Consider the following 20,088-nt stretch of genomic DNA (forward strand, 5'->3'; position numbering starts at 1 on the left):
CGTCTCCGAGCGATGTGTCGTCATGACCCGCAGCCTATGCAACTCAGGCCGATGAGTGGGCATGCGGTCCGGCGGGTCAGCCCTCCTCGCACGTCACACGGGCGTCCGCCCAGTCGGCGTGGTCGAAGTTCTTGCCGTCGGTGCCCTCGTCGGCCACCAGGCGCAGGCGGCGCACGCCGGTGACGTCGACGTCGAGCGGGACGCCGCCGTCGTCGTTGGACAGCACCGGCGTCTCGGTCAGCAGGACGCCGTCGCCGTAGACGCGGAACCGCACCGAGCCGACGCCGGTGTCGCCCGGCTTGTTCAGCACCTCGTCGTCGATGCCGACCACCGCCCGGAACGCCGTGCACGTGCCGCCGAGCCACGTGGTCAGCGAGCCGGTGGCGTGCATGCCGACGCCCTTGGCGTAGGTGACCCCGGCGATGGTGATCGGCCGACCGTCGTCGCCCGCGGCCTCGCCGTTGGACCGGTCGCGCTCGATCGGGCCGTAGCCGTTGGACTCCTCCAGCCAGTCGAGGTCGGAGACGTAGTGGTCACCCGTCAGCGCGGGCGGCGTGACCCAGTAGGTGGCCTGGCTCGCCGCGACGTAGCGGTCCCGCCCTCCGTCGTCGGCAGCCGCCTGGTAGCTGACGGCGACCGGCACCTCGAACGTGCCGGCGGCGCCGTCGGCGGGCACCTGGACCAGGTCACCTCCGCGCTCTCGCCTGCGGCGAGGCGCGTGACCGTCTGCGTGCCCTGGTCCGCGGTCCAGCCCGCGGGCAGCTCCGGCGTCAGCCGCACGCTCGTGACGTCTCGGTCGGCGACCGTGAACGTGGCGCTCATCTCGACGGTGGCGCCCGGCTCGACGTCGGCCTCCACGGGGTCGATCGCGAGCGTCGCGTCCGGCCGGTCCACGACGGGCTCCAGGCAGGACTCGCGGTGCCGGGTCGCCTCGCACACGACCGCCACGAACCCGCCGTTGTTCGCGGTCGGCACCTGGAGCGTCTCCCCCGCCCTGGCGCGGACAGTGGTGTGCACGGTCGCCGCGCCGTTCGCGCCGTCGTCCGTCAGCAGGTCGACCAGCACCCGCTTGCCGCGGGTCAGGCCCTCCAGCGGGAGCGCCAGCGGTTCGCCGGAGCCGGCGCGCATGCCGCCCACGAACCAGCGGTCCCCCGACCGGCGTGCCAGCACGGCGTCCCGGCCGGGCGTGCCGCTCAGCAGCCGCACCTCGTCCCAGGTCGTGGGGAGGTTCTGCAGGAACGGCATGGCGTTCGGCTCGTCCGCGTAGCCCTCGGGCTTGTCCGAGATGTGCTGCCAGCCCGACTCGTACGCGACGCTCATCGCGACCTGCTGCGCCTTGGACGTCCTGTCGTTGTCGCGCGAGAAGACCACCGGCGTGAAGTCCATCGACCCCACGACGTTGCGCGTGAACGGCACGATCAGGCTGCGCTCCGGGCTGATGCCGTTCTCCATGCCGCGCACCGACTCGTAGCTCATGATGTGCGGCCACGTGCGCTGCATGCCCGTGGGCAGCGCGGAGCCGTGGAAGTTGATCATCAGCTCGTACCGCGCGGTGTCGCGGGCGACGTCGTCGTACCAGCGGTGGATCTCCTGGGAGTCGGAGTCCATGAAGTCGACCTTGATGCCGCTGACGCCCCACGACTTCAGGCGCGGCAGCCACTCGTCGCGCTGCTCCTGCGTGCGCAGGTCGCGGCTGTGGAACCAGGCGATCACGTCGACACCCTGGGTGTGGGCGTAGCGGACGGTGCGCGGCACCCAGCTCGCGTTCCAGCCCTCGTCGAGCAGCACGTACTCCCAGCCGTTGCGCGCGGCGAGGTCGACGAAGTCGCGCTGGCGGGCCTCGTCGCGCGGGCTGTCCCAGTCGGTGAGCCAGCTCCAGCTGGAGCGGCCGGGCTTGATCCAGTCGGTGCCCGGGTCCAGGGCGCTGGGTGTGGCGAGGTCGTCGACCAGGTTCGAGCCGACGACGGCGGGCAGGTCACCGACGATCGCCACCCGCCACGGCGTCGACAGGGCACCCGTCGAGGTGACGGGCCGCCCCTCGAACAGGTCGACGTCGTAGCGCAGCGTGCCCGCCGTGTGCGTCAGGTGCGCGCCCGAGTAGTCGCCGTGCAGGTCGGCCTCGGTGACCAGCGCGTACCGGTCGCCCTGCTGGAACAGCACCGGGAAGCCGACGCTGCCGCCCCCGTTCCCCGCCACGGCCGTCGTGGTGGTCCACTCGGCCTCGTAGTTGACGGCGTACGAGCGCTGCATCCAGGCCGGACCGTCCGACGCCGGCTCCCACGCGCCCGACTCGTCGTCCACCCGGTGCTCGCCCGTGCCGTCGAGCAGGTAGCGGTAGGCGACGCCGTCGCGGGACACCCGCACGGCGATCCCGAGGCGGGCGCCCGCGGCGTCCGCGAACGTGAACACCGACTCCGTGTGGACGTAGGACCGCCGCACGCTCTTGCCCGTGGTCATGGTGTACGAGTCGGCGACCCTGCGGTCGCGCCGCTCCACGAACGTCAGGCCGGTGGTGAGGTCCCCGTCGCTGCCCCGCAGCCCCAGGCGCGTCGCCGAGAGCACCGTGTCACCGTCGGCGACGACGTCCAGCGCCACCTCGCCGTCGTCGTCGAGACGCACGACGCCGTCCAGGGCCGAGCCGCGCGGGCCGTTCACCCGCCAGCTCGACGCCGTGGCGGCGGCCGGGTCGGTGGTGTCAGCGGTGGCGGGGCCGCGGGCCGGGGCGGCGCTCGCCGACCCGCCGAGGACCAGCCCGCTCGCCGCCAGCGCGACCGCCGACACCGCTGTCACCACAAGAAGAGCAGGACGGGACGCAGCGAACAGCTTCACGAGGTCTCCCTTGACTCCGACGGGCGCCCGGTGCGCCGTCCGCCAGGGTAGGGAACACCCCAGACCAGGTCAATACCCTTATAGGGAATATGGGCAATATTGGCCTGGGGCGTCGCGCTACTTGCCCGGCCGGAGATCCAGCCTGCGCAGGAGCTGGGCGTTCAGCGCGACAACGATCGTCGAGAGCGACATGAGGACCGCCCCCACCGACATCGGCAGCACGAAACCGACCGGCGCCAGGACACCGGCGGCGAGCGGCACCGAGATCAGGTTGTACCCGGCCGCCCACCAGAGGTTCTGCTTCATCTTGCGGTAGCTGGCCCGGGACAGCTCGATCACCGACAGGACCGACCGGGGGTCGTCGCTCGCGAGGATGACGCCCGCGGACGCGATGGCCACGTCGGTCCCCGCGCCGATGGCGATGCCGACGTCGGCCTGCGCCAGCGCCGGGGCGTCGTTGACGCCGTCGCCCACCATCGCGACCTTCCGGCCCTCGCCCTGGAGCTGCTGGACCTTTGCGGACTTGTCCTCGGGGCGCACACCCGCGAAGTACCGGTCGACGCCGATCTCCTCGGCCACGGACCGCGCGACCGCCTCGGCGTCGCCGGTGATCATGACCACCTGGACCCCCAGGTCGTGCAACCGACGGACGGCGTCAGCGGACTCGGCGCGCACCTCGTCCGCGAGCTTGATGCCGCCGACGACGGCGCCGTCGCGCAGGACGTGCAGGATGATCGCGCCGTCGGCACGCCAGGAGTCCGCGACGTGCAGCTCGTCCCGGCCGCTCTCCTCGAGCAGTCGCGGGCCGCCGACCCGGATCTCGTGGCCGTCGACCGTCGCGGTCACGCCCACGGCGGGCGAGGACGCGAAGCCCGACGCCCGCGGGACGGCGAGCCCGCGCTCGCGCGCCGCGCGCACCACTGCCCTGGCCAGCGGGTGCTCGCTGTCCGACTCGGCGGCAGCGGCGAGCGCCAGCAGGGTGTCGCCGTCGATGTCACCGGCGGGCTCGACGGCGGCGACCGTCGGTTCGCCCTTGGTGAGGGTGCCGGTCTTGTCGAACAGCACCGTGTCAACGGTGCGCATGCTCTCCAGCGCGAGGCGGTCCTTGACGAGCACGCCGCCGCGGGCGGCCCGTTCGGTGGCGATGGAGACGACGAGCGGGATGGCGAGACCGAGCGCGTGGGGGCACGCGATCACGAGGACGGTGACGGTGCGGACGACGGCGTCGTCGGGCATCCCGGCGAGCGACCAGACGACCGCGGTGACCGCCGCTGCGGCCAGCGCGAACCAGAACAGCCAGCCCGCTGCGACGTCGGCCAGGCGCTGCGCGCGTGACGACGAGCTCTGCGCCTCGGTGACGAGCCGCTGGATACCCGCGAGCGCCGTGTCGTCGCCGGTGGCGGTGACCTCGACGCGCAGACCGGAGTCCGTGGCGACGGTTCCGGCGGTCACGGGCTCGCCCGGACCGCGCGGGACGGTGCGCGACTCCCCCGTCACCATGGACTCGTCCATCTCGGCGCGCCCGTCGACGACGCGGCCGTCGGCGGGGACGCTGCCGCCCGGCCGGACCACCACGACGTCGCCCACCACGAGCTCGGCCGGGGAGACCTTGACGATCTGGTCGCCGTCCACGCGCTCCGCCTCGTCGGGCAGCAGCGCTGCCAGGGAGTCCAGGGCGGACGTCGTCTGCGCGAGCGAGCGCATCTCGATCCAGTGGCCGAGCAGCATGATCACGATCAGGAGCGCGAGCTCCCACCAGAAGTCGAGCTGGTGGTCGAGCAGGCCGAGGCTGGCGCCGAGGGAGGCGACGAACGCGACGGTGATCGCGAGCCCGATCAGCAGCATCATGCCCGGCTTGCGGGACCGGAGCTCGCCGACCGCCCCCGTGAGGAACGGCCACCCGCCCCACGCATACATGACGGTGCCCAGCAGCGGCGATACCGCGTTCACCAGGGTCGTGTCGGGCAGCGTGTAGCCGAGGAGCATCGCGAACATGTCCGAGAACGCGACCACCGGTACGGCCAGGACGAGCATGATCCAGAACAGCCGCCGGAACTGGCCCACGTGGTCGCCGTGCCCGCCATGACCGGCGTGACCTGCGTGAGCGTCGTGACCACCGTGGGCGTCGTGACCACCATGGCCCGCGTGAGCGTCGTGCATCGCGTGGGCGGCATGCTGGTCGTGCATCTCGTGACCGGCCGAGCCGTGCTCGTGCGGCGCGGGCGCACCCGTCGCGACGTGGGACCCGTCGGGGTGCTGGTGTGGCTCGTTCATGGAACCAGATATACCCCTAGGGGGTACCAGCGTCAAGTGTTCCGACAGTCACACGTCCACGTGCGACCCCAGCAGCACCGTCCGGTCGCGCGGCAGGGCGAAGTGCTCGGCGGCGTCGGCGGTGATGTACGACGTCGCGATGAACAGGCGCCTACGCCAGGCGGGCATTCCCGGCTCGTCGCCGAGGCGCAGCTCGATCCGGGACAGGAAGTAGGTGGCGTTCTCGAGGTCGAGGTCTCCCTCGGTGTCCTCCGGTCCGAGCTGGGCCAGCGCGGCGGGGACGTCCGGCCGCTCGCCGTACCCGAACCGCACGGTCAGGTGCGTGATGCCGTCCTCGCCCTCGCCGAGGTGCTCGACGGTCACCCGCTCGTCGTCGGGCACGCGCGGGACGATAGCGATCTCCACGGCCACCACCGCCACGCGCTCGTGGCGCACATGGTTGTGCTCGACGTTGGAACGCAGCGCCAGCGGCGCGGTCTCGCTCCCGCGGTTCAGGAAGATCGCGGTGCCGCTGACGACCTGCACGGGGACAGGACGGTCCTGGAGGCCGTCCACGAACGCACGCAGCGAACCCTCCATGGCCTCCCGCTTCGCCGTGACGACCGCCCGACCGCGCTGCCACGTCGTCATGACCGTGAAGGCGGTGACCGCGATGGCCAGCGGGAGCCAGGCACCGTGGACGAGCTTGGTCAGGTTGGCGGCGAGGAACAGCAGGTCGACCGTCAGCAGCAGCACCGCCAGTGTCGCCAGGAACCACTTGGGCGTCTGCCAGGTCCGCCAGGCGACGTAGAAGAACAGGATCGTCGCGATCGTGATGGTGCCCGTGACCGCCATGCCGAAGGCGTAGGCCAGCGAGGCGGAGTCCCGGAACGCGAGGACGAGGGTGAGCACCGAGACCATCAGCAGCCAGTTGATCCACGGGACGTAGATCTGGCCGTGCGCCGACTGCGACGTGTGCAGGATCCGCAGTCGGGGCAGGTAGCCGAGCTGCGCGGCCTGGGCGGTCACCGAGAACGCGCCGGTGATGACGGCCTGGGAGGCGATCACCGTGGCAGCGGTCGCGAGGACGACCATCGGGATCAGGGCCCAGTCAGGCGTGAGCAGGAAGAACGGCGCCGAGATGTTCGACCGGTCCTGGAGGATCAGCGCGCCCTGACCCAGGTAGCTCAGCGTGCAGGCCGGGAACACCAGGAAGATCCACCCGACGGAGATCGGTCTGCGGCCGAAGTGCCCCATGTCGGCGTACAGGGCCTCCGCGCCGGTCACCGACAGCACGATCGCGGCCAGCGCGAAGAAGGCCAGGTCGAAGTGCCCGGCGAGGAAGCCCAGCGCGTACGTGGGCGAGAGCGCCCGCAGGATCCCGGGCTCGCCCGTGATCCCCCACACGCCAAGGGCTGCGATCGCGACGAACCACGTGATCATCACCGGCCCGAACAGCCGCCCGACCGCCGCGGTCCCGAACTTCTGAGCGGCGAACAAGATCACGATGATCACCGCGGTGACGGGGACGATCCAGCCCTCGAACTCAGGGTTGATGATCTTGAGGCCCTCCACCGCGGACAGCACCGAGATCGCCGGCGTGATCATGCTGTCGCCGAGGAACAGCGCGGCCCCGAACAGCCCGAGGCCCGCCAGCGTCATGGTCACCCGGGTCCGCCCGGTCGCCGCCCACCGGCGCAGGAGGGTGATCAGGGCCATGATCCCGCCCTCGCCGTCGTTGTCCACGCGCATCGCGAGGAGCACGTAGGTGACGGTGACGATGAGCATCACCGACCAGAAGATCAACGAGACGACGCCGTAGACGTTCTCCGTCGTGGCCGGCACCGGGTGCGGGTCGGCGGGGTTGAAGATCGTCTGGATGGTGTAGATCGGGCTGGTCCCGATGTCGCCGAAGACGACACCGAGGGCACCGACGACAACAGCGAGGCGGAGTACATCTGCGGGCCGCGACACAGCGGTGGTCGCCCGGCGAACGATAGTCACCAGTGGAACCTACGGGCGGAGCTGGCCGATCCGCGCGACGTTGACGGTTTCTTGACGCCCCGCTACCAGACAGAGATCTCGCTCAGGCCGCTGACGCTCCCGTACGCGTCCCGGACGCAGACCACGCCGGCCTCCGCCGGTCTCTGGAACCGGACGGGATAGACCTCCTCGAACGCGTCTCCGTCCACGGCGCCGCTGCGCACGGCGCGTCGCTCGGCGTCGAGCAGCTCCACGGTCAGCTCGCTCGGGCTGAACGGCGTCCGCAGGACGACCAGGCTGACCTCCCGAGGCTCCGGGAGGACCACGCAGACCCGTGGGCGTTCCGGTGCGGCGCAGCGGGCGCTCGGCTCGGGACTCGACGCGTCGTCGGGCGGCCCCACCGAGGCTCCAGCCGCCTCGGGGACGCAGTCGGTGGGGAGCCGGACGCCGCTGGTGTCCCACTCCACATCGCCGTCCGTGATCGGGCACGGCGACACGGCCTGCACGAGCCGCCCTGAGGCCTTGTCCTCGGCCAGGCACTCCGCGCCCCTGGACGGCGGCGTCAGGTCGGCGGGCGGGGGGACGCCGGCGCTGCGATAGATGGCGTCGACCCGCTCGCCGTCGATCCTCGTGGTGGTCTGCGCGACGACCATCAGCTCGGAGGGCGCGTCGGCGTATACCCGCGCGTCCACCCGGGCGGCCGTGCCGGACGTCGGCCGGGAGAGCGGGCGCGGCTCGGCCGTGGTGCCCTCCACGGTGCTGGCGGACACCACGGTGTACGTGACCTTCTTACCCGCTGGCACGCCTGTCGCCGCCGGCCAGCTCACCTGCAGCAGGCCCTCCTTGCCGGTCTCGTTGCCGGTCACAGCGAGCTCGGGTTCCCAGTACACGAGGTCCGGAACGCGGCGTGGCCCGTCAGTGCCCGACGCAGGGTCCGACGCCGGGAGCGTGAGCACGGTGCTCGGGCCGAAGACGGCGTCGTCCACGTGGAGCGTCGCGGTGGCCTGCAGCCCGGCGGAGGCGTCACCCACCTCGTCCTCCGGCAGCGACCAGAGGCCGCGCTCGTCGGGCTCGGCGGACACCGCCCGCGGGCAGAACGGCCCGGGGAGCACGCAGAAGAACCCGAGCGACATGGTCGCCGTCACGGCCTTGATGTCGTTCTCGGTGTCGTACAGGTACACCGAGACGGACGACCGCGGGGCGGAGTCCCCGCCCGCGTGCATGACCCGGCTGTAGAGCGCGCCGGTGGGCTCAGGGTCCGGCGCCGGCTCGCCGCGCACGGGAGCGTCCTGGTCGTAGTACGCGCACGCGGTCACGGCCAGGACGGCGACCAGCGTCAGGACCAGGGTGGCACACCACTGTCGGAGCACCCGCGGAGGCTACCAACGCGGTGTTCCGACATCGTTCAGCGAAACGGGAGCGAATGACGACCCGCCGCGCTAGGGCGCGTTTACAATTCAGAACAGCACTGTATTGTAATGAACATGGAAATCGAGGCACGTCCGCCCGGCCGTCCGCGGAACGCCGACGCCGATACCGCCATCCTCGACGCGGCACTGGAGCTGCTGATCGAGCGTGGCGCGGGCGCTGCCAGCATCGAGCAGGTTGCCCGGCGCGCCGGGGTGACACGAGCGACCGTCTACCGTCGTTTTCCGGACAAGACGCAGCTCCTGATCGCCGCTGTCGAGTCCGCCTACGGCAACCCACCGCCGACGCCGGAGATCCGTGATCTGGAACATCTGCTGACCGGTTGGGCTGCAGCGCTCGCCGACCCTCTCCAGCGAGGGCTCCTGCGTCGGCTCTACGGCGCGTTCGACGACTACCCCGAGATCGCTGACGCCTACGAGATGCAGTTCGGCAGCCGGCGAAGCGATGCCCGCAGGGCGGTGCTCGAGCAGGCCCGGGACAACGGCGAGCTGCCACCGGACACCGACCCGAGGATCCTCCTGGACGTGCTCACCGGCGCGGTGTGGCAGCACCTGGTCACCCGGCCCGACACCAGCACTCCGGACGACGTCGAGCAGTACCTGCGCGCCGTCCTCCACCAAGCGGGCTTCACACCCGCAACCCGACGGCACCGCGCGCCCCGGCCAACCAAGGAGTAGACACCATGTCCACGACCACGTCCTCAGGCTCGGTCGAAGCACAGCTGCGCACGCGGGCATTCGCCCGCGTCATCGGCCCCTACGTCGCCACGTTCACGATCCTCTACGCGATTCGTCTGCCGGATCTGATCTGGCTCGTCGACGACCTGTTCTCGCAGCCGGTCCTGGTCTTCATGCTCGGCGCGCTGATGCTCGGCGCGGGCCTGGTCATCATCGGCGGTCACCGCAGCTGGCGCGGGCCGCTCGCGATCACGATCTCCGCCTTCGGCTGGTTCGTCGCCCTGCGCGGCTTCCTCCTGATCGCCGACCCCACAGCCGTCGAGGCAACCGTTGACGCAACCATGCTCTCGCCCACCGCGACGCTGCTGGCGCGGGCCTTCTTCGCAGTCCTGGGAGCGATCGGCCTGCTGCTGACGTACGCCGGCTGGTTCACCAAGCCGTCCGTGCCCGGAGAGACGCCCGCGGAGCCCCCGTCCGCAACGGCAGTCGTCGACTCGTAGGCAGGACAGGTCTCAACAGGCTCCACCAAACGGTGACGTTCGCCCGCGGTGAGCCGCACCAGCCCCACTACCCGGTGGAACGGTTCGCCCGTCAGGAGCGGACGAGCCGCGCTATCGCGTCCGAGGCTTCCTTGACCTTGGCGTCCGCCTCGGGCCCGCCCGTCCGGGCGGCGTCCACCACGCAGTGCTTGAGGTGGTCGTCGAGCAGACCGAGCGCGACGCTCTCCAGCGCCTTCGTGAGGGCGGACACCTGGGTCAGGATGTCGATGCAGTACTGCTCCTCGTCGACCATCCGGTGGATCCCGCGTGCCTGGCCCTCGATGCGCTTGAGCCGTGCGAGGTACCTGTCCTTGTCGGTGATGTAGCCGTGGGCGGTGGGCTCGTCACCCTCTCCGACCATGACCGGGTCGGCAGGGGATCCTGATTCCGTCATGGGTCCCATGATCTCATCTCCATCTGGTCAAGCGCCCCTGGTGGGACGGGGCGAAATGGCGGTTCCGCGGCGCGCCGCACGAGATGCGCCGCGGAACCGTGACCGCCCTTCGGTCAGGCGGCCGTCACGTACTTGGCGGGGTCGGCGTCGAACGGGGCCTCGCACGCCGCGCAGCAGAACCAGTACCGCTGGCCCTCGTAGTCACGGAACAGGCCCTTCGCCTCGGCGTCGGCCTTGACGACGGTGCTGCCGCGCATCACCGGGCACTCCGCGAGCTCCTCGGCCGACGGGCCGAGCAGGTTGCTGCCCTGGTGGCTCATCGCGGCCGAGCCTCCGTGGCCTCCGCAGTGGCCACCTCCGGCCTGCGCGTGATCGTCGTGCGAGTGGTCGTGTCCCATGTGCGGGGTCCTTTCGTCGGTGATGGGTGGAACGAGCGCAGCCGGAGGCTGTTGCCGACGACGAAGACGCTGGAGAACGCCATCGCCGCGCCGGCGAGCATGGGGTTGAGCAGACCGAGCGCGGCCAGCGGGATCGCCGCGACGTTGTACCCGAAGGCCCAGAACAGGTTCGCCTTGATCGTGCCGAGGGTCCGGCGGGAGAGCCGGATGGCGTCGGCCGCCGAGGTGAGGTCGCCGCGCACCAGCGTGATGTCCGCCGCCTCGATCGCCGCGTCGGTACCGGTGCCCATCGCGAGGCCCAGGTCGGCCTGCGCGAGGGCGGGGGCGTCGTTCACGCCGTCACCGACCATCGCGACGACCTTGCCCTCGGCCTGCAGCCGGGCCACGACGTCGGCCTTGTCCTGCGGCAGCACCTCGGCGATGACCTCCGTGATGCCCACCGCCGCCGCCACCTGCTCGGCCACCGCACGGTTGTCGCCGGTGAGGAGCACCGGCGTGAGGCCCAGCGCGACGAGCTGCGCGACGGCTGCCGCGCTGGTCGGCCTGACCTGGTCGGCGACCACGAGGATGCCGCGCGCCTCACCGTCCCAGCCGACCGCGACGACGGTCTTACCCTCAACCTCAGCCTGAACCTTGGCCCCGGCGAGGTCCGACGGCAGGTGTTGCGACCAGTTGGCGAGCAGTGCCTCGCGGCCGACGACCACGGCGTGCCCGTCGACGACGCCCTGCACGCCCAGGCCCTGGACGCTCTCGAACGATTCCGGCGCGGGCAGGTCGCCGACCTCCTGCACCGCCCCCTTGGCCACGGCCTGCGCGACGGGGTGCTCGGAGGCGTCCTCCAGGGCGCCGGCCAGGCGGAGCAGCTCGACGCGGCTGGTGCCGGTGGCCGGGACGACGTCGAGGAGCGTCATGCGGCCGGTCGTCACGGTGCCCGTCTTGTCGAGCACCACGGTGTCGACCTTGCGCGTGGACTCCAGGACCTCCGGACCCTTGATCAGGATGCCGAGCTGCGCCCCGCGTCCCGTGCCGACGAGCAGCGCGGTAGGCGTCGCGAGACCCAGCGCGCAGGGGCAGGCGATGATCAGCACCGCGACGGCGGCGGTCAGCGCCGCGGTGGCGGGGAACCCGCCGCCGAGCCAGACGCCGAGGGTCGCGACGGCGATCGCGATGACCACCGGGACGAAGATCCCGGAGACCCGGTCGGCGAGCCGCTGGACGTCTGCCTTGCCGGACTGCGCGTCCTCGACGAGGCGCGCGATGCGCGCGAGCTGCGTGCCTGCGCCCACCTGCGTGGCGCGGACCACGAGCCTGCCGCCCGCGTTGACGGTGGCTCCGGCGACCGTGTCGCCGATCCCCACCTCGACGGGCACGGACTCGCCGGTCAGCATCGAGGCGTCGACGGCGGAGGATCCGGCGACCACCACGCCGTCGGTGGCGATCTTCTCGCCCGGCCGGACGACGAACTCGTCGCCCACGGCCAGGTCCCCGACCGGGATGCGGGTCTCGGTGGCGCCGCGCAGCACGGCGACCTCCTTCGCGCCGAGCTCCAGCAGCGCCCGCAGCGCCGCGCCGGCCTGCCGCTTGGACCGCTTCTCGAAGTAGCGCCCGGCGAGCACGAACATGGTGACGCCCGCGGCGACCTCGAGGTAGATGTTGGCCGCGCCGTCGGACGGCGCGATCGTCAGCTCGAAGCCGTGCGTCATCCCCGGCTGCCCCGCCGTACCGAGGAACAGCGCGTACAGGGACCAGAGGAACGCGGACAGGACACCGAGCGAGACGAGCGTGTCCATGGTCGCCGCACCGTGCCGCAGGTTGGTCCACGCGGCCTTGTGGAAGGGCCACGCCCCCCACAGGATCACCGGTGCCGCGAGCGCCAGCGACGCCCACTGCCAGTAGGTGAACTGCCAGGCCGGGACCATGGCGAGCACGATCACCGGGACGGCGAGCACCACGGAGGCGACGAGCCGGTCCCGCAGCGACGCCAGCTCCAGGTCCCGTGCGCCGACGGCGTCGCCGCCGGGCTCCGGAGCGTCCTTCGGCGCCGGGAGGGCCGCCGTGTAGCCGGTCTTCTCGACCTCGGCGACGATGGCGCCGATGTCGTACCCGGCGGGGGCCGTGACCTTGGCCTTCTCGGTCGCGTAGTTGACGGTGGCGCTCACGCCGTCGAGGCGGTTGAGCTTCTTCTCGATCCGCATGGCGCAGGACGCGCAGGTCATACCGCCGATGTCGAGGTCGACCGTCGTTGCCGTGACGTCTGACATGGTGCTCCTCTCAGTGGTCGTGGCCGGACTCGCCGTGCCCGGCGGCGGGCTCGTCGGTGGGCTCCTCGGCGGGTGCGTCAGTGGGTTCATCAGCAGCGGGCGCATCCCCCGTGTCGAGGACGAGCTCCGCGGTGCGCACCTCCCCATCGACCTTGAAGTCGAGGTACAGCAGGTACCGGCCGGGGGTGGGTGCCTCGGTCATGAACTCGACGTCGGGGCCCGACGTCGATCCGGGCGCCGGCTCGTCGCCCTCTGGGTGCACGTGCAGGTAGGCCAGGTCGCCGTCGCGCAGCGCGACCAGGTGCCCATAGGCGCCGAGGTACGGCTCCAGCGTGGTGACCGGCTCGCCGTCCTTCGTGACGGTTGCGGTGAGGACGGAGCCGCCGTTCGCGCTCAGGTCTCCCGTGAGGGTCGCGGTGTACCCGTCGACGGTGTCGCTCGCGGCGACCTTCGTGGCGGGTTCGGGCGCGAGGGGCCCTGCGACGTCGACCGTGCGGCTGAGGACCAGGTTCTGGCCGGTCGCCCCGGGGACGAAGTCGGTGAACACGCGGTAGGTGCCCGCCTCGTGCCAGGTCCACGGGATGGACCAGACGCCGTCCGCCGACATCGTGGGGTGGACGTGCCGGAACTGCGATCCGTCCGCGCGCACGACGACGAGGTGCAGCTTCTTGTCGTGCGCGGTCTCGAAGTCGGTCACTGCCGTGCCGTCCGCGGAGGTGATCGAGAACGAGAGGATGTCCGCCTCGCCGACCTCGCCGGGTGCGCTCACGGGGCTCAGGAGCAGGCCATCCTGCTCGAGGGCGAGCCCGCTGACCGGCGTCGTCGCCTCGGCCGTCGCGCTCATGTCCATCTCAGGCTCCTCGTGCTTCTCCACCTGCGCCGCCCCGGACCATGCCGCGACGGTGCCCTGCGGAACCACGGCCCCCGCGACGACGAAGGCGGCGACGAAGAGCGCCGCCAGGCCGGCTCCGTAGGCGCCGAGCCGCTGGGGGGCATTCATGAGGCACGCTCCGCCCCGTGCCCGGCCTCGTTGACACTGGTCGCCACTGTCGTCCCCTTCCGCTCGTCCGCTACCCCTAGGGGGTAACCGTATGTCGCCACCATATACCCCCCGGGCGTATTTCGGTCAAGGCGACTGTCACCCGGCTTTCGGCGACAGGTCACCGGTCGCGTCGATAGACTCCCCTCGCTCCGCCGGCGTCGTGATCGGGCGGGCGTTCCGGGGTGGGAATGACCAAGTGGAGGACGCATGAGCCTGGTCTCGCGCGTGTACGAGAATCGCCGTTCTGCTGTGTCGGTCGGTGCGGTGGCCCTCTTCGCGGCCGGGCTGGTCGGCTTCGCGCTCCTCTACGAGGGTGAGGCGACGGCCGACGTCGAGCTGAACGACTCCGGCGTCTGGGTGACCCAGACCGCTGAGGGCAAGCTCGGACGGTTCAACTACGACGCGCGAGCCCTCGACGGCGTCCTGCTCGCGAACGCGGCAAGCTTCGACGTGGAGCAGGACGCGCAGCGGGTGCTCCTGGACAGCACCGCCAGCTCGTCCGCGAGCGCCGTGAACCCCGCCCAGCTGGTGCTCAACGGGTCCATGAAGTTCCCGGCGGGGTCGCAGGTCGCCACCGGTGGTGCGACCACCGCCATCTACGACAAGAAGACCGGGCGGGCGTGGGTGCTCCCGTTCGACTCGGCCTCGTTCGACGAGAAGCGGCTCAAGCCGACGGTCAAGGTCGGCAGGGCCGGGCAGCTCACGGTGAGCAACGACGGCACGGTCTTCCTCGCTGTCCCGGCCGACTCCCAGCTGTACACGATCGCGACCAGCAAGCAAGGCGTCGCGCAGAGCGTCGATGAGTCTCCGCTGCCCCTGGCGGCCGACGCCGAGGTGCAGGTCTCCGCCGTCGGTGAGGAGCCGGTCGTGCTGGACCAGTCGACCGGGAACCTGGTGCTGCCGGCCGGCGATCTGGTCAAGGTGGAGGACGGTGCGCAGGGGATGCTGCAGCAGCCGTCCGCGGACGGCGACGTCGTTGTCGTCGCGACCACGAAGGGCCTGGTCAGCCAGCCGCTGGACGGCGGGGACGCGCTGCGCAGCGATTTCGACGGCGTGGCGTCCAGCACGCCCGCGGCTCCCGTCCAGCTCAACGGGTGCACGTTCGGCGCCTGGGGCTCGGGCCAGGTCGTCCGGAACTGCGCGGGCACCGACAGCGACTTCGACGAGGTGCTCGCGGGCATGGATCCCTCCTCCCGGCTGGTCTATCGCGTCAACCGCGACGTCATCGTGCTGAACGACGCCATGAGCGGCACCCTGTGGATGGCCGCTGACCAGTTCGAGCTGGTGGACGACTGGGAGCTCAAGCAGCCCACCAACGCCAAGGGCAAGAAGACCGAGACAGAGGAGTCCACGCCGGAGCTCGTCGACAACTTCGTGGCCGAACGGGACAAGCCGAACCGCCCGCCCGAGCCGGAGGACGACAGCCTCGGGGTGCGGCCCGGCCGCACCACCGTGCTGAACGTGCTGGGCAACGACACGGACAAGGACGGCGACGTGCTCACCGCGTCGGTCATCGGGACACCGAAGGGCGATGTCGGGGTGGACCGCGTGCTCGACGGCGCGGCCCTCCAGGCCGACGTGCCTGCCGACGCCACCGGGACCACGACGTTCAGGTACGAGGTGAACGACGGCCGCGAGAACGGCACGGCTGACGCCTCGGTGAGCGTGCGGGTGGTGCCGCTGGAGGAGAACAACCCGCCGGAGCAGCCGGGTGACCCGGTGCTCGTGGTGGGTCAGGAGAAGATGGCGAGCATCAAGGTGCTGCCGTACTTCAAGGACCCCGACGGCGACGACCTGTTCCTGTCGAACGCCAGCACGGTGGATCCCCGGGACGAGGTGCGGTTCCGTCCGGACGGCACGATCGAGTTCCGCGACGGCGGGTCCAGCATCGGCCGCAAGATCGTCGACGTGGTGGTGTCGGACTCGATGGGCGTGCCGGTCGAGGGCAAGCTGCTCGTGGACGTCGTGGCGAGCAACAAGCCACCCGTCGCCGTGCAGGACCACGTGACCGTGCAGACCGGCGAGCCGATCACCGTGCACCCGCTGAAGAACGACCACGACGCCAACGAGGACCAGCTGCGGCTGACCGACGTCGAGGGCCCCGAGCCGGCGACCATCGTCCAGAACCAGACGACGGGGACCTTCAGGTTCGCGAGTGACAAGGCCGGCTCGTACGACGTGATGTACCAGATCTCGGACGGGCCGAGCTCGACGCTGGGCCTGGCGCGGGTGGATGTGGTGGATCCGCCCAAGGAGGCCGGTCCGCCGGTGGTCGTGTCGGACCAGGTGCTGCTGCCGACCGGAGGCACTGCCCTCGTGGACGTGCTCGCCAACGACACGGATCCCGCGGGCGGTGTGCTCGTGGTCCAGGGCGTGGACGTACCGTCCGACGCACCGGTGAGCGTCTCGGTGCTGAACCACCAGATCCTCAAGGTGTCCGAGCTCAAGCGCCTCGACGAGCCGGCGCTCGTGACCTACACGGTCGCCAACGGCGCGGGCACGGTCACGGGTCAGGTGCGCGTGGTCCCGATCCCGGCCCCGGACCAGCTGCGGCCCCCGGAGGCGGGTCCCGACGTGGCCACCGTGCACGTGGGCGACGTGGTGACCGTCCCGGTGCTGAAGAACGACACCCACCCCGACGGCCTGGCGCTGACCCTCATCGACGAGCTGCAGGAGTCACCCCCTGCGTCGGCCGGCGAGGTGTTCGTCTCGGAGGACACCGTGCGGTTCAAGGCAGGGCCCAAGGCCGGGACGCACTACGCCGTGTACGAGGTGGAGGACGCCAACGGGCAGAAGGACTCGGCCCAGCTGACCATCAACGTGGTGGGCGGCCGGGCGAACTCCGCACCGCAGCTGCCCGACATCACGGCGCGTGTGCTCAGCGGCGGCATCGTGCGCATCCCGCTCGCGCTGGACGGGACGGACCCCGACGGCGACCACGTGACGCTGAGCTCCATCTCGGGAGCGCCGAGCCAGGGCAAGGCGCGGATAGCCGACGGATTCATCGACTACCAGGCGGCACGGCGCTCCAGCGGCCTGGACACCTTCACCTATCAGGTGCTGGACACGCGCGGCGCGCCCGCGGAGGGCGTCGTCCAGGTGGGCATCGCCGCGACCCCGGCCGCCAACCAGAAACCCCAGGCGACGGACGACGAGACGACGGTGCGTCCTGGTCGCGCGGTCGCCGTCAGGGCTCTGGAGAACGACTCGGACCCGGACGGCGACCGGATCGGCCTGGTGAGCAAGGGGTTCGAGGGAACAGAGGATTTGAAGCCCGAGGCGGTGGACGACCAGGTCGTGGTCACCACGCCCGAGACGCCGCAGGCCTACTCCTTCTACTACGCCGTCCAGGACACCTACGAGGCACGCGCCAGCGGGGCCATCACCCTGAACGTGGACCCGAAGGCGCCCCTGCTGCGTCCGATCGCGCACGACGACGTGGTCACCGCCGACGACGTGCAGGGCTCGACCCACGTCACGGTGGACGTGCTGGCCAACGACGTGGACCCGGACGGCGTGGCCGCCGACCTGGAGGTCGCGGTCGACCCGGCGCTCGAAGGCGTGACGGTGACCGACGACGGCGCCGTCCGGGTGCAGCTCACGCAGGACGCCCGCGTCATCACGTACACGGTGACCGACATGGACGACCTGGAGGCCAAGGCGTTCGTGCGGGTCCCGGGCAACCAGATGCGCCCGCACGTCAAGCCGGGCCAGGGCGCCCTGAAGGCCACGAGCGGTGAGCCGCTCACCATCGACATCGCCGAGCACGTGGTGGTCCGCGACGGACGTGAGCCGCTCATCACCGAGGACAAGGCGGTCAAGGCCCTGGAGGGCAGGTCCGTGGTCAAGGACAAGGACACGATCGTGTACACCTCGACCGAGGACTACGCGGGTCCGGCGTCGGTCAGCTTCGAGGTGACCGACGGCGAAGGGCCGGACGACCCGGAGGGCCTGACGTCGGTGCTGACGCTGCCGATCGACGTGAAGCCCGCCAAGAACATGCCCCCGACGATCACCGGCACGCCGGTGCTGCAGGTGGCGGCCGGTGAGCAGGCGTCGGTCGACCTGTCACGGTACGTCGATGATCCGGACGAGGACCCGCTGACCATCGCCGTCAGGAGCAAGGAGGGCATCAAGGTGTCCGTCACCGGCGCGACGGTGACCGGGGAGGTCGACGAGTCGATCTCCAAGGGCACGCTCGTCGCGCTCCCCATGACGCTCTCGGACGGGAAGAACCCGGTGGTGCAGGCGGAGCTGACCGTCCAGGTGATGCCATCGACCCGGCCACTGGTCAAGACGGCGCCCGACCAGGTGCTGGACGCCCATCAGGGCCGGCGGACGACCATCCCGGTACTGGCCAACGACACCAACCCCTTCCCGGGCAAGCCGCTGACGCTGTCGGGTGTGCCGACGGTGGACGTCGGCAACGGCACCGCAGCGTACAGCGGTGACCAGCTGGTCGTGACGCCCTCCGCCGACTTCACCGGCACGATGATGGTGCGCTACCGCGTGCAGGACGTCACGAAGGACCCCGACCGCGAGGTCGACGGCATTGTCAAGCTGACCGTGCTCGGCAAGCCCGACGCGCCCAGGGCGCCACGGGTGGAGGAGGTGCGGTCCGAGACGGTGGTGCTGAGCTGGGACCAGCCCGACAACAACGGCGCCGAGATCACCCGCTACACCGTCACGGCGAGCAACGGCCAGAAGCACACCTGCGCCACCACGACCTGCACGTTCGACGGACTGAAGAACAACGTGAAGTACACCTTCAGGGTGACGGCCACCAACGAGGTGGACGAGTCCGACCCCTCGCCCGCCTCCCGCGAGGCACGACCCGACCAGAAGCCGGACAGGCCCACGCCGCCCACGCTGAAGTTCGGCGACCGCGAGCTCACGGTCTCCTGGCAGAACCGGTCCTACACCGACCGGTCCCCCATCGACTGCGTGAACCTGGAGATCAGCCCGGCCCCGGCCAACGGCGTGACCCAGAAGACCTGCGTCCGGACCAGCTCCGTGGTCTGGACCGGTCTGGACAACGGCACCGCGTACACGGTGCGGGTCCAGGCCAAGAACGACGCACCCGACCCCTCGGAGTGGTCGGGCCCGTCCGCGCCGGAGGTCCCCGCCGCTCCCCCGGCGCGGCCCGGCGCGCCGCAGGCCACCCGTTCCGACTGGGCCGACGGCGGCCGGATCACGGTGACCTGGACAGCTCCGGCGAACAACGGTGACGCGGTCAAGGCCTACGACCTCGACGTGTTCCGGGACGGCAAGAAGGTGCGCACCGTCACCACCATCAAGACGACCCAGGAAGTCCAGGACCTCAGCACCACCTCCAGCTACCGGTTCGCCGTCACCGCACGCAACAAGGCCGGCGACTCCCTCGTCAGTCCGCAGTCCAACGAGATAGTGCCCTTCGGCAAGCCGACCCGTCCGAACCGCCCCACGGCCGCTTTCGGTGACACCACGGACGGGCAGGTCGACGTCGACTGGAACGACATCGACACCTTCCGCGGCACGGGCGGCCGGTACGAGGTGCAGGCCAACGGCGCGAACGTCAGGGACGCGGGCACGAGGTCGTCGCTCACCTACACCGGCCTCACGAACGGGACCTCCTACACGTTCCAGGCCAGGGCCTGCAACGACTACACCTGCTCGGAGTGGTCGGACTCCTCGAACGCGCAGACGCCGTACGGCGTACCGCCCATGCCCACCATCAAAGCCACAGGAGGCGACCGGAGGGTCACCTTCACCTGGGACGCGCGCGGCACCAACGGGCGCGAGACCAGCGTGCAGGTCTCCGGCGCGATCTCGAGCTCGGCGAAGAGCGGCACCGCCTGGACGCCCGCGGCCTACAGCGAGACAAAGAGGGCCTGCGTCACCGTGACGGACACCACGGGCAAGTCGCGGCAGGCCTGTGCCCAGGACGCAGCGGACCCGCGGCCCAACCCCAGGGCCTGGGTGACGCGTGGCAGCAAGATCCCCAACCCGACCGACGACTGCACGTCCGGCCAGTGCTGGTACTTCATGGTCAACACGCAGGACTTCGACGCGGGCCGCTACACCGTCGGCTGCCAGGACTACGATGGCTCCTGGGCCTCGTTCAGGACGGTCTCCAACGTGTCGGTGCCCGCGAACGGACGGGTCCAGCTCTCCTGCTACTACGGGGAGACCCAGCGGGTCCGGGTGGTGATCGGCGGCAAGGCCTACGAGGACCGGGCGTGGTAGCGGGCGTGGTAGCGGGCCGGAGGTAAGTTTCTATATTCCTTGACGCGAATATTCCTTCT

12 protein-coding genes are annotated in these 20,088 nt (G+C 71.0%); 3 read left to right on the top strand and 9 right to left on the bottom strand.

Annotated elements, in window-relative coordinates; genetic code table 11:
• Positions 1-76: 76 nt before the first annotated feature.
• From AB0I32_RS12020 to AB0I32_RS12040, 5 genes are all read right to left on the bottom strand, one after another.
• Entirely contained in the window at positions 77-643 is a 567-nt protein-coding gene (locus AB0I32_RS12020) for an NPCBM/NEW2 domain-containing protein (protein WP_357506294.1), read from the bottom strand.
• Positions 541-2,829 carry a glycoside hydrolase family 97 catalytic domain-containing protein gene (locus tag AB0I32_RS12025; protein WP_357506130.1) on the bottom strand — a complete coding sequence of 763 codons (2,289 nt, stop codon included), beginning with the start codon at positions 2,827-2,829 and terminating at the stop codon, positions 541-543. The genes AB0I32_RS12020 and AB0I32_RS12025 overlap by 103 nt, the downstream gene beginning before the upstream one ends.
• Positions 2,830-2,946: 117 nt before the next feature.
• On the bottom strand, positions 2,947-4,989 hold the full coding sequence (locus AB0I32_RS12030; RefSeq protein ID WP_357506295.1) for a heavy metal translocating P-type ATPase: 2,043 nt from the start codon (positions 4,987-4,989) through the stop codon (positions 2,947-2,949).
• A 162-nt stretch (positions 4,990-5,151) separates the two neighbouring features.
• Complete coding sequence (locus AB0I32_RS12035; protein WP_357506132.1) at positions 5,152-7,086, bottom strand: potassium transporter Kup; 1,935 nt, start codon at positions 7,084-7,086, stop codon at positions 5,152-5,154.
• Between the two features lie 62 nt (positions 7,087-7,148).
• Complete coding sequence (locus AB0I32_RS12040; RefSeq protein WP_357506134.1) at positions 7,149-8,435, bottom strand: hypothetical protein; 1,287 nt, start codon at positions 8,433-8,435, stop codon at positions 7,149-7,151.
• Positions 8,436-8,549: 114 nt separating this feature from the next.
• On the opposite strand from AB0I32_RS12040, the gene AB0I32_RS12045 reads away from it, so the two are divergent.
• Complete coding sequence (locus AB0I32_RS12045; protein ID WP_357506136.1) at positions 8,550-9,170, top strand: TetR/AcrR family transcriptional regulator; 621 nt, start codon at positions 8,550-8,552, stop codon at positions 9,168-9,170.
• A 5-nt stretch (positions 9,171-9,175) separates the two neighbouring features.
• Positions 9,176-9,670 (top strand): hypothetical protein, encoded by a 495-nt coding sequence (locus tag AB0I32_RS12050; protein ID WP_357506138.1) that lies wholly within the window; start codon positions 9,176-9,178, stop codon positions 9,668-9,670.
• A 91-nt stretch (positions 9,671-9,761) separates the two neighbouring features.
• Here the strand turns inward: AB0I32_RS12050 and AB0I32_RS12055 are convergent, their stop codons facing one another.
• The 4 genes from AB0I32_RS12055 to AB0I32_RS12070 all read right to left on the bottom strand — a co-directional run bounded on the left by AB0I32_RS12055 (position 9,762) and on the right by AB0I32_RS12070 (position 13,762).
• Positions 9,762-10,070: a metal-sensitive transcriptional regulator gene (locus AB0I32_RS12055; protein WP_357506296.1), complete on the bottom strand. Its 309-nt coding sequence runs from the start codon at positions 10,068-10,070 to the stop codon at positions 9,762-9,764.
• A gap of 146 nt (positions 10,071-10,216) precedes the next feature.
• On the bottom strand, positions 10,217-10,423 hold the full coding sequence (locus AB0I32_RS12060; RefSeq protein ID WP_357506140.1) for a YHS domain-containing protein: 207 nt from the start codon (positions 10,421-10,423) through the stop codon (positions 10,217-10,219).
• Positions 10,420-12,762: a heavy metal translocating P-type ATPase gene (locus AB0I32_RS12065; protein WP_357506142.1), complete on the bottom strand. Its 2,343-nt coding sequence runs from the start codon at positions 12,760-12,762 to the stop codon at positions 10,420-10,422. Before AB0I32_RS12065 ends, AB0I32_RS12060 begins: the two co-directional genes overlap by 4 nt.
• A 10-nt stretch (positions 12,763-12,772) precedes the next feature.
• Positions 12,773-13,762 (bottom strand): heavy-metal-associated domain-containing protein, encoded by a 990-nt coding sequence (locus AB0I32_RS12070; protein ID WP_357506144.1) that lies wholly within the window; start codon positions 13,760-13,762, stop codon positions 12,773-12,775.
• Positions 13,763-14,011: 249 nt separating this feature from the next.
• Between AB0I32_RS12070 and AB0I32_RS12075 the strand changes: the two genes are divergently transcribed.
• Positions 14,012-20,029, top strand: a complete 6,018-nt coding sequence (locus tag AB0I32_RS12075; protein WP_357506146.1) for an Ig-like domain-containing protein — start codon at positions 14,012-14,014, stop codon at positions 20,027-20,029.
• Positions 20,030-20,088: the final 59 nt, after the last annotated feature.

The sequence above is a fragment of the Promicromonospora sp. NPDC050249 genome (assembly GCF_040656015.1).
In the GTDB taxonomy this organism is placed as follows: Bacteria; Actinomycetota; Actinomycetes; order Actinomycetales; family Cellulomonadaceae; genus Promicromonospora.

Coding starts and splice junctions, on each gene's coding strand:
- AB0I32_RS12050 (WP_357506138.1), top strand. CDS start 9,176: ATGTCCACGACCACGTCCTCAGGCTCGGTCGAAGCACAGCTGCGCACG.
- AB0I32_RS12075 (WP_357506146.1), top strand. CDS start 14,012: ATGAGCCTGGTCTCGCGCGTGTACGAGAATCGCCGTTCTGCTGTGTCG.
- AB0I32_RS12060 (WP_357506140.1), bottom strand. CDS start 10,423: ATGAGCCACCAGGGCAGCAACCTGCTCGGCCCGTCGGCCGAGGAGCTC.
- AB0I32_RS12070 (WP_357506144.1), bottom strand. CDS start 13,762: ATGAATGCCCCCCAGCGGCTCGGCGCCTACGGAGCCGGCCTGGCGGCG.
- AB0I32_RS12030 (WP_357506295.1), bottom strand. CDS start 4,989: ATGCACGACGCTCACGCGGGCCATGGTGGTCACGACGCCCACGGTGGT.
- AB0I32_RS12045 (WP_357506136.1), top strand. CDS start 8,550: ATGGAAATCGAGGCACGTCCGCCCGGCCGTCCGCGGAACGCCGACGCC.
- AB0I32_RS12055 (WP_357506296.1), bottom strand. CDS start 10,070: ATGGTCGGAGAGGGTGACGAGCCCACCGCCCACGGCTACATCACCGAC.
- AB0I32_RS12065 (WP_357506142.1), bottom strand. CDS start 12,762: ATGTCAGACGTCACGGCAACGACGGTCGACCTCGACATCGGCGGTATG.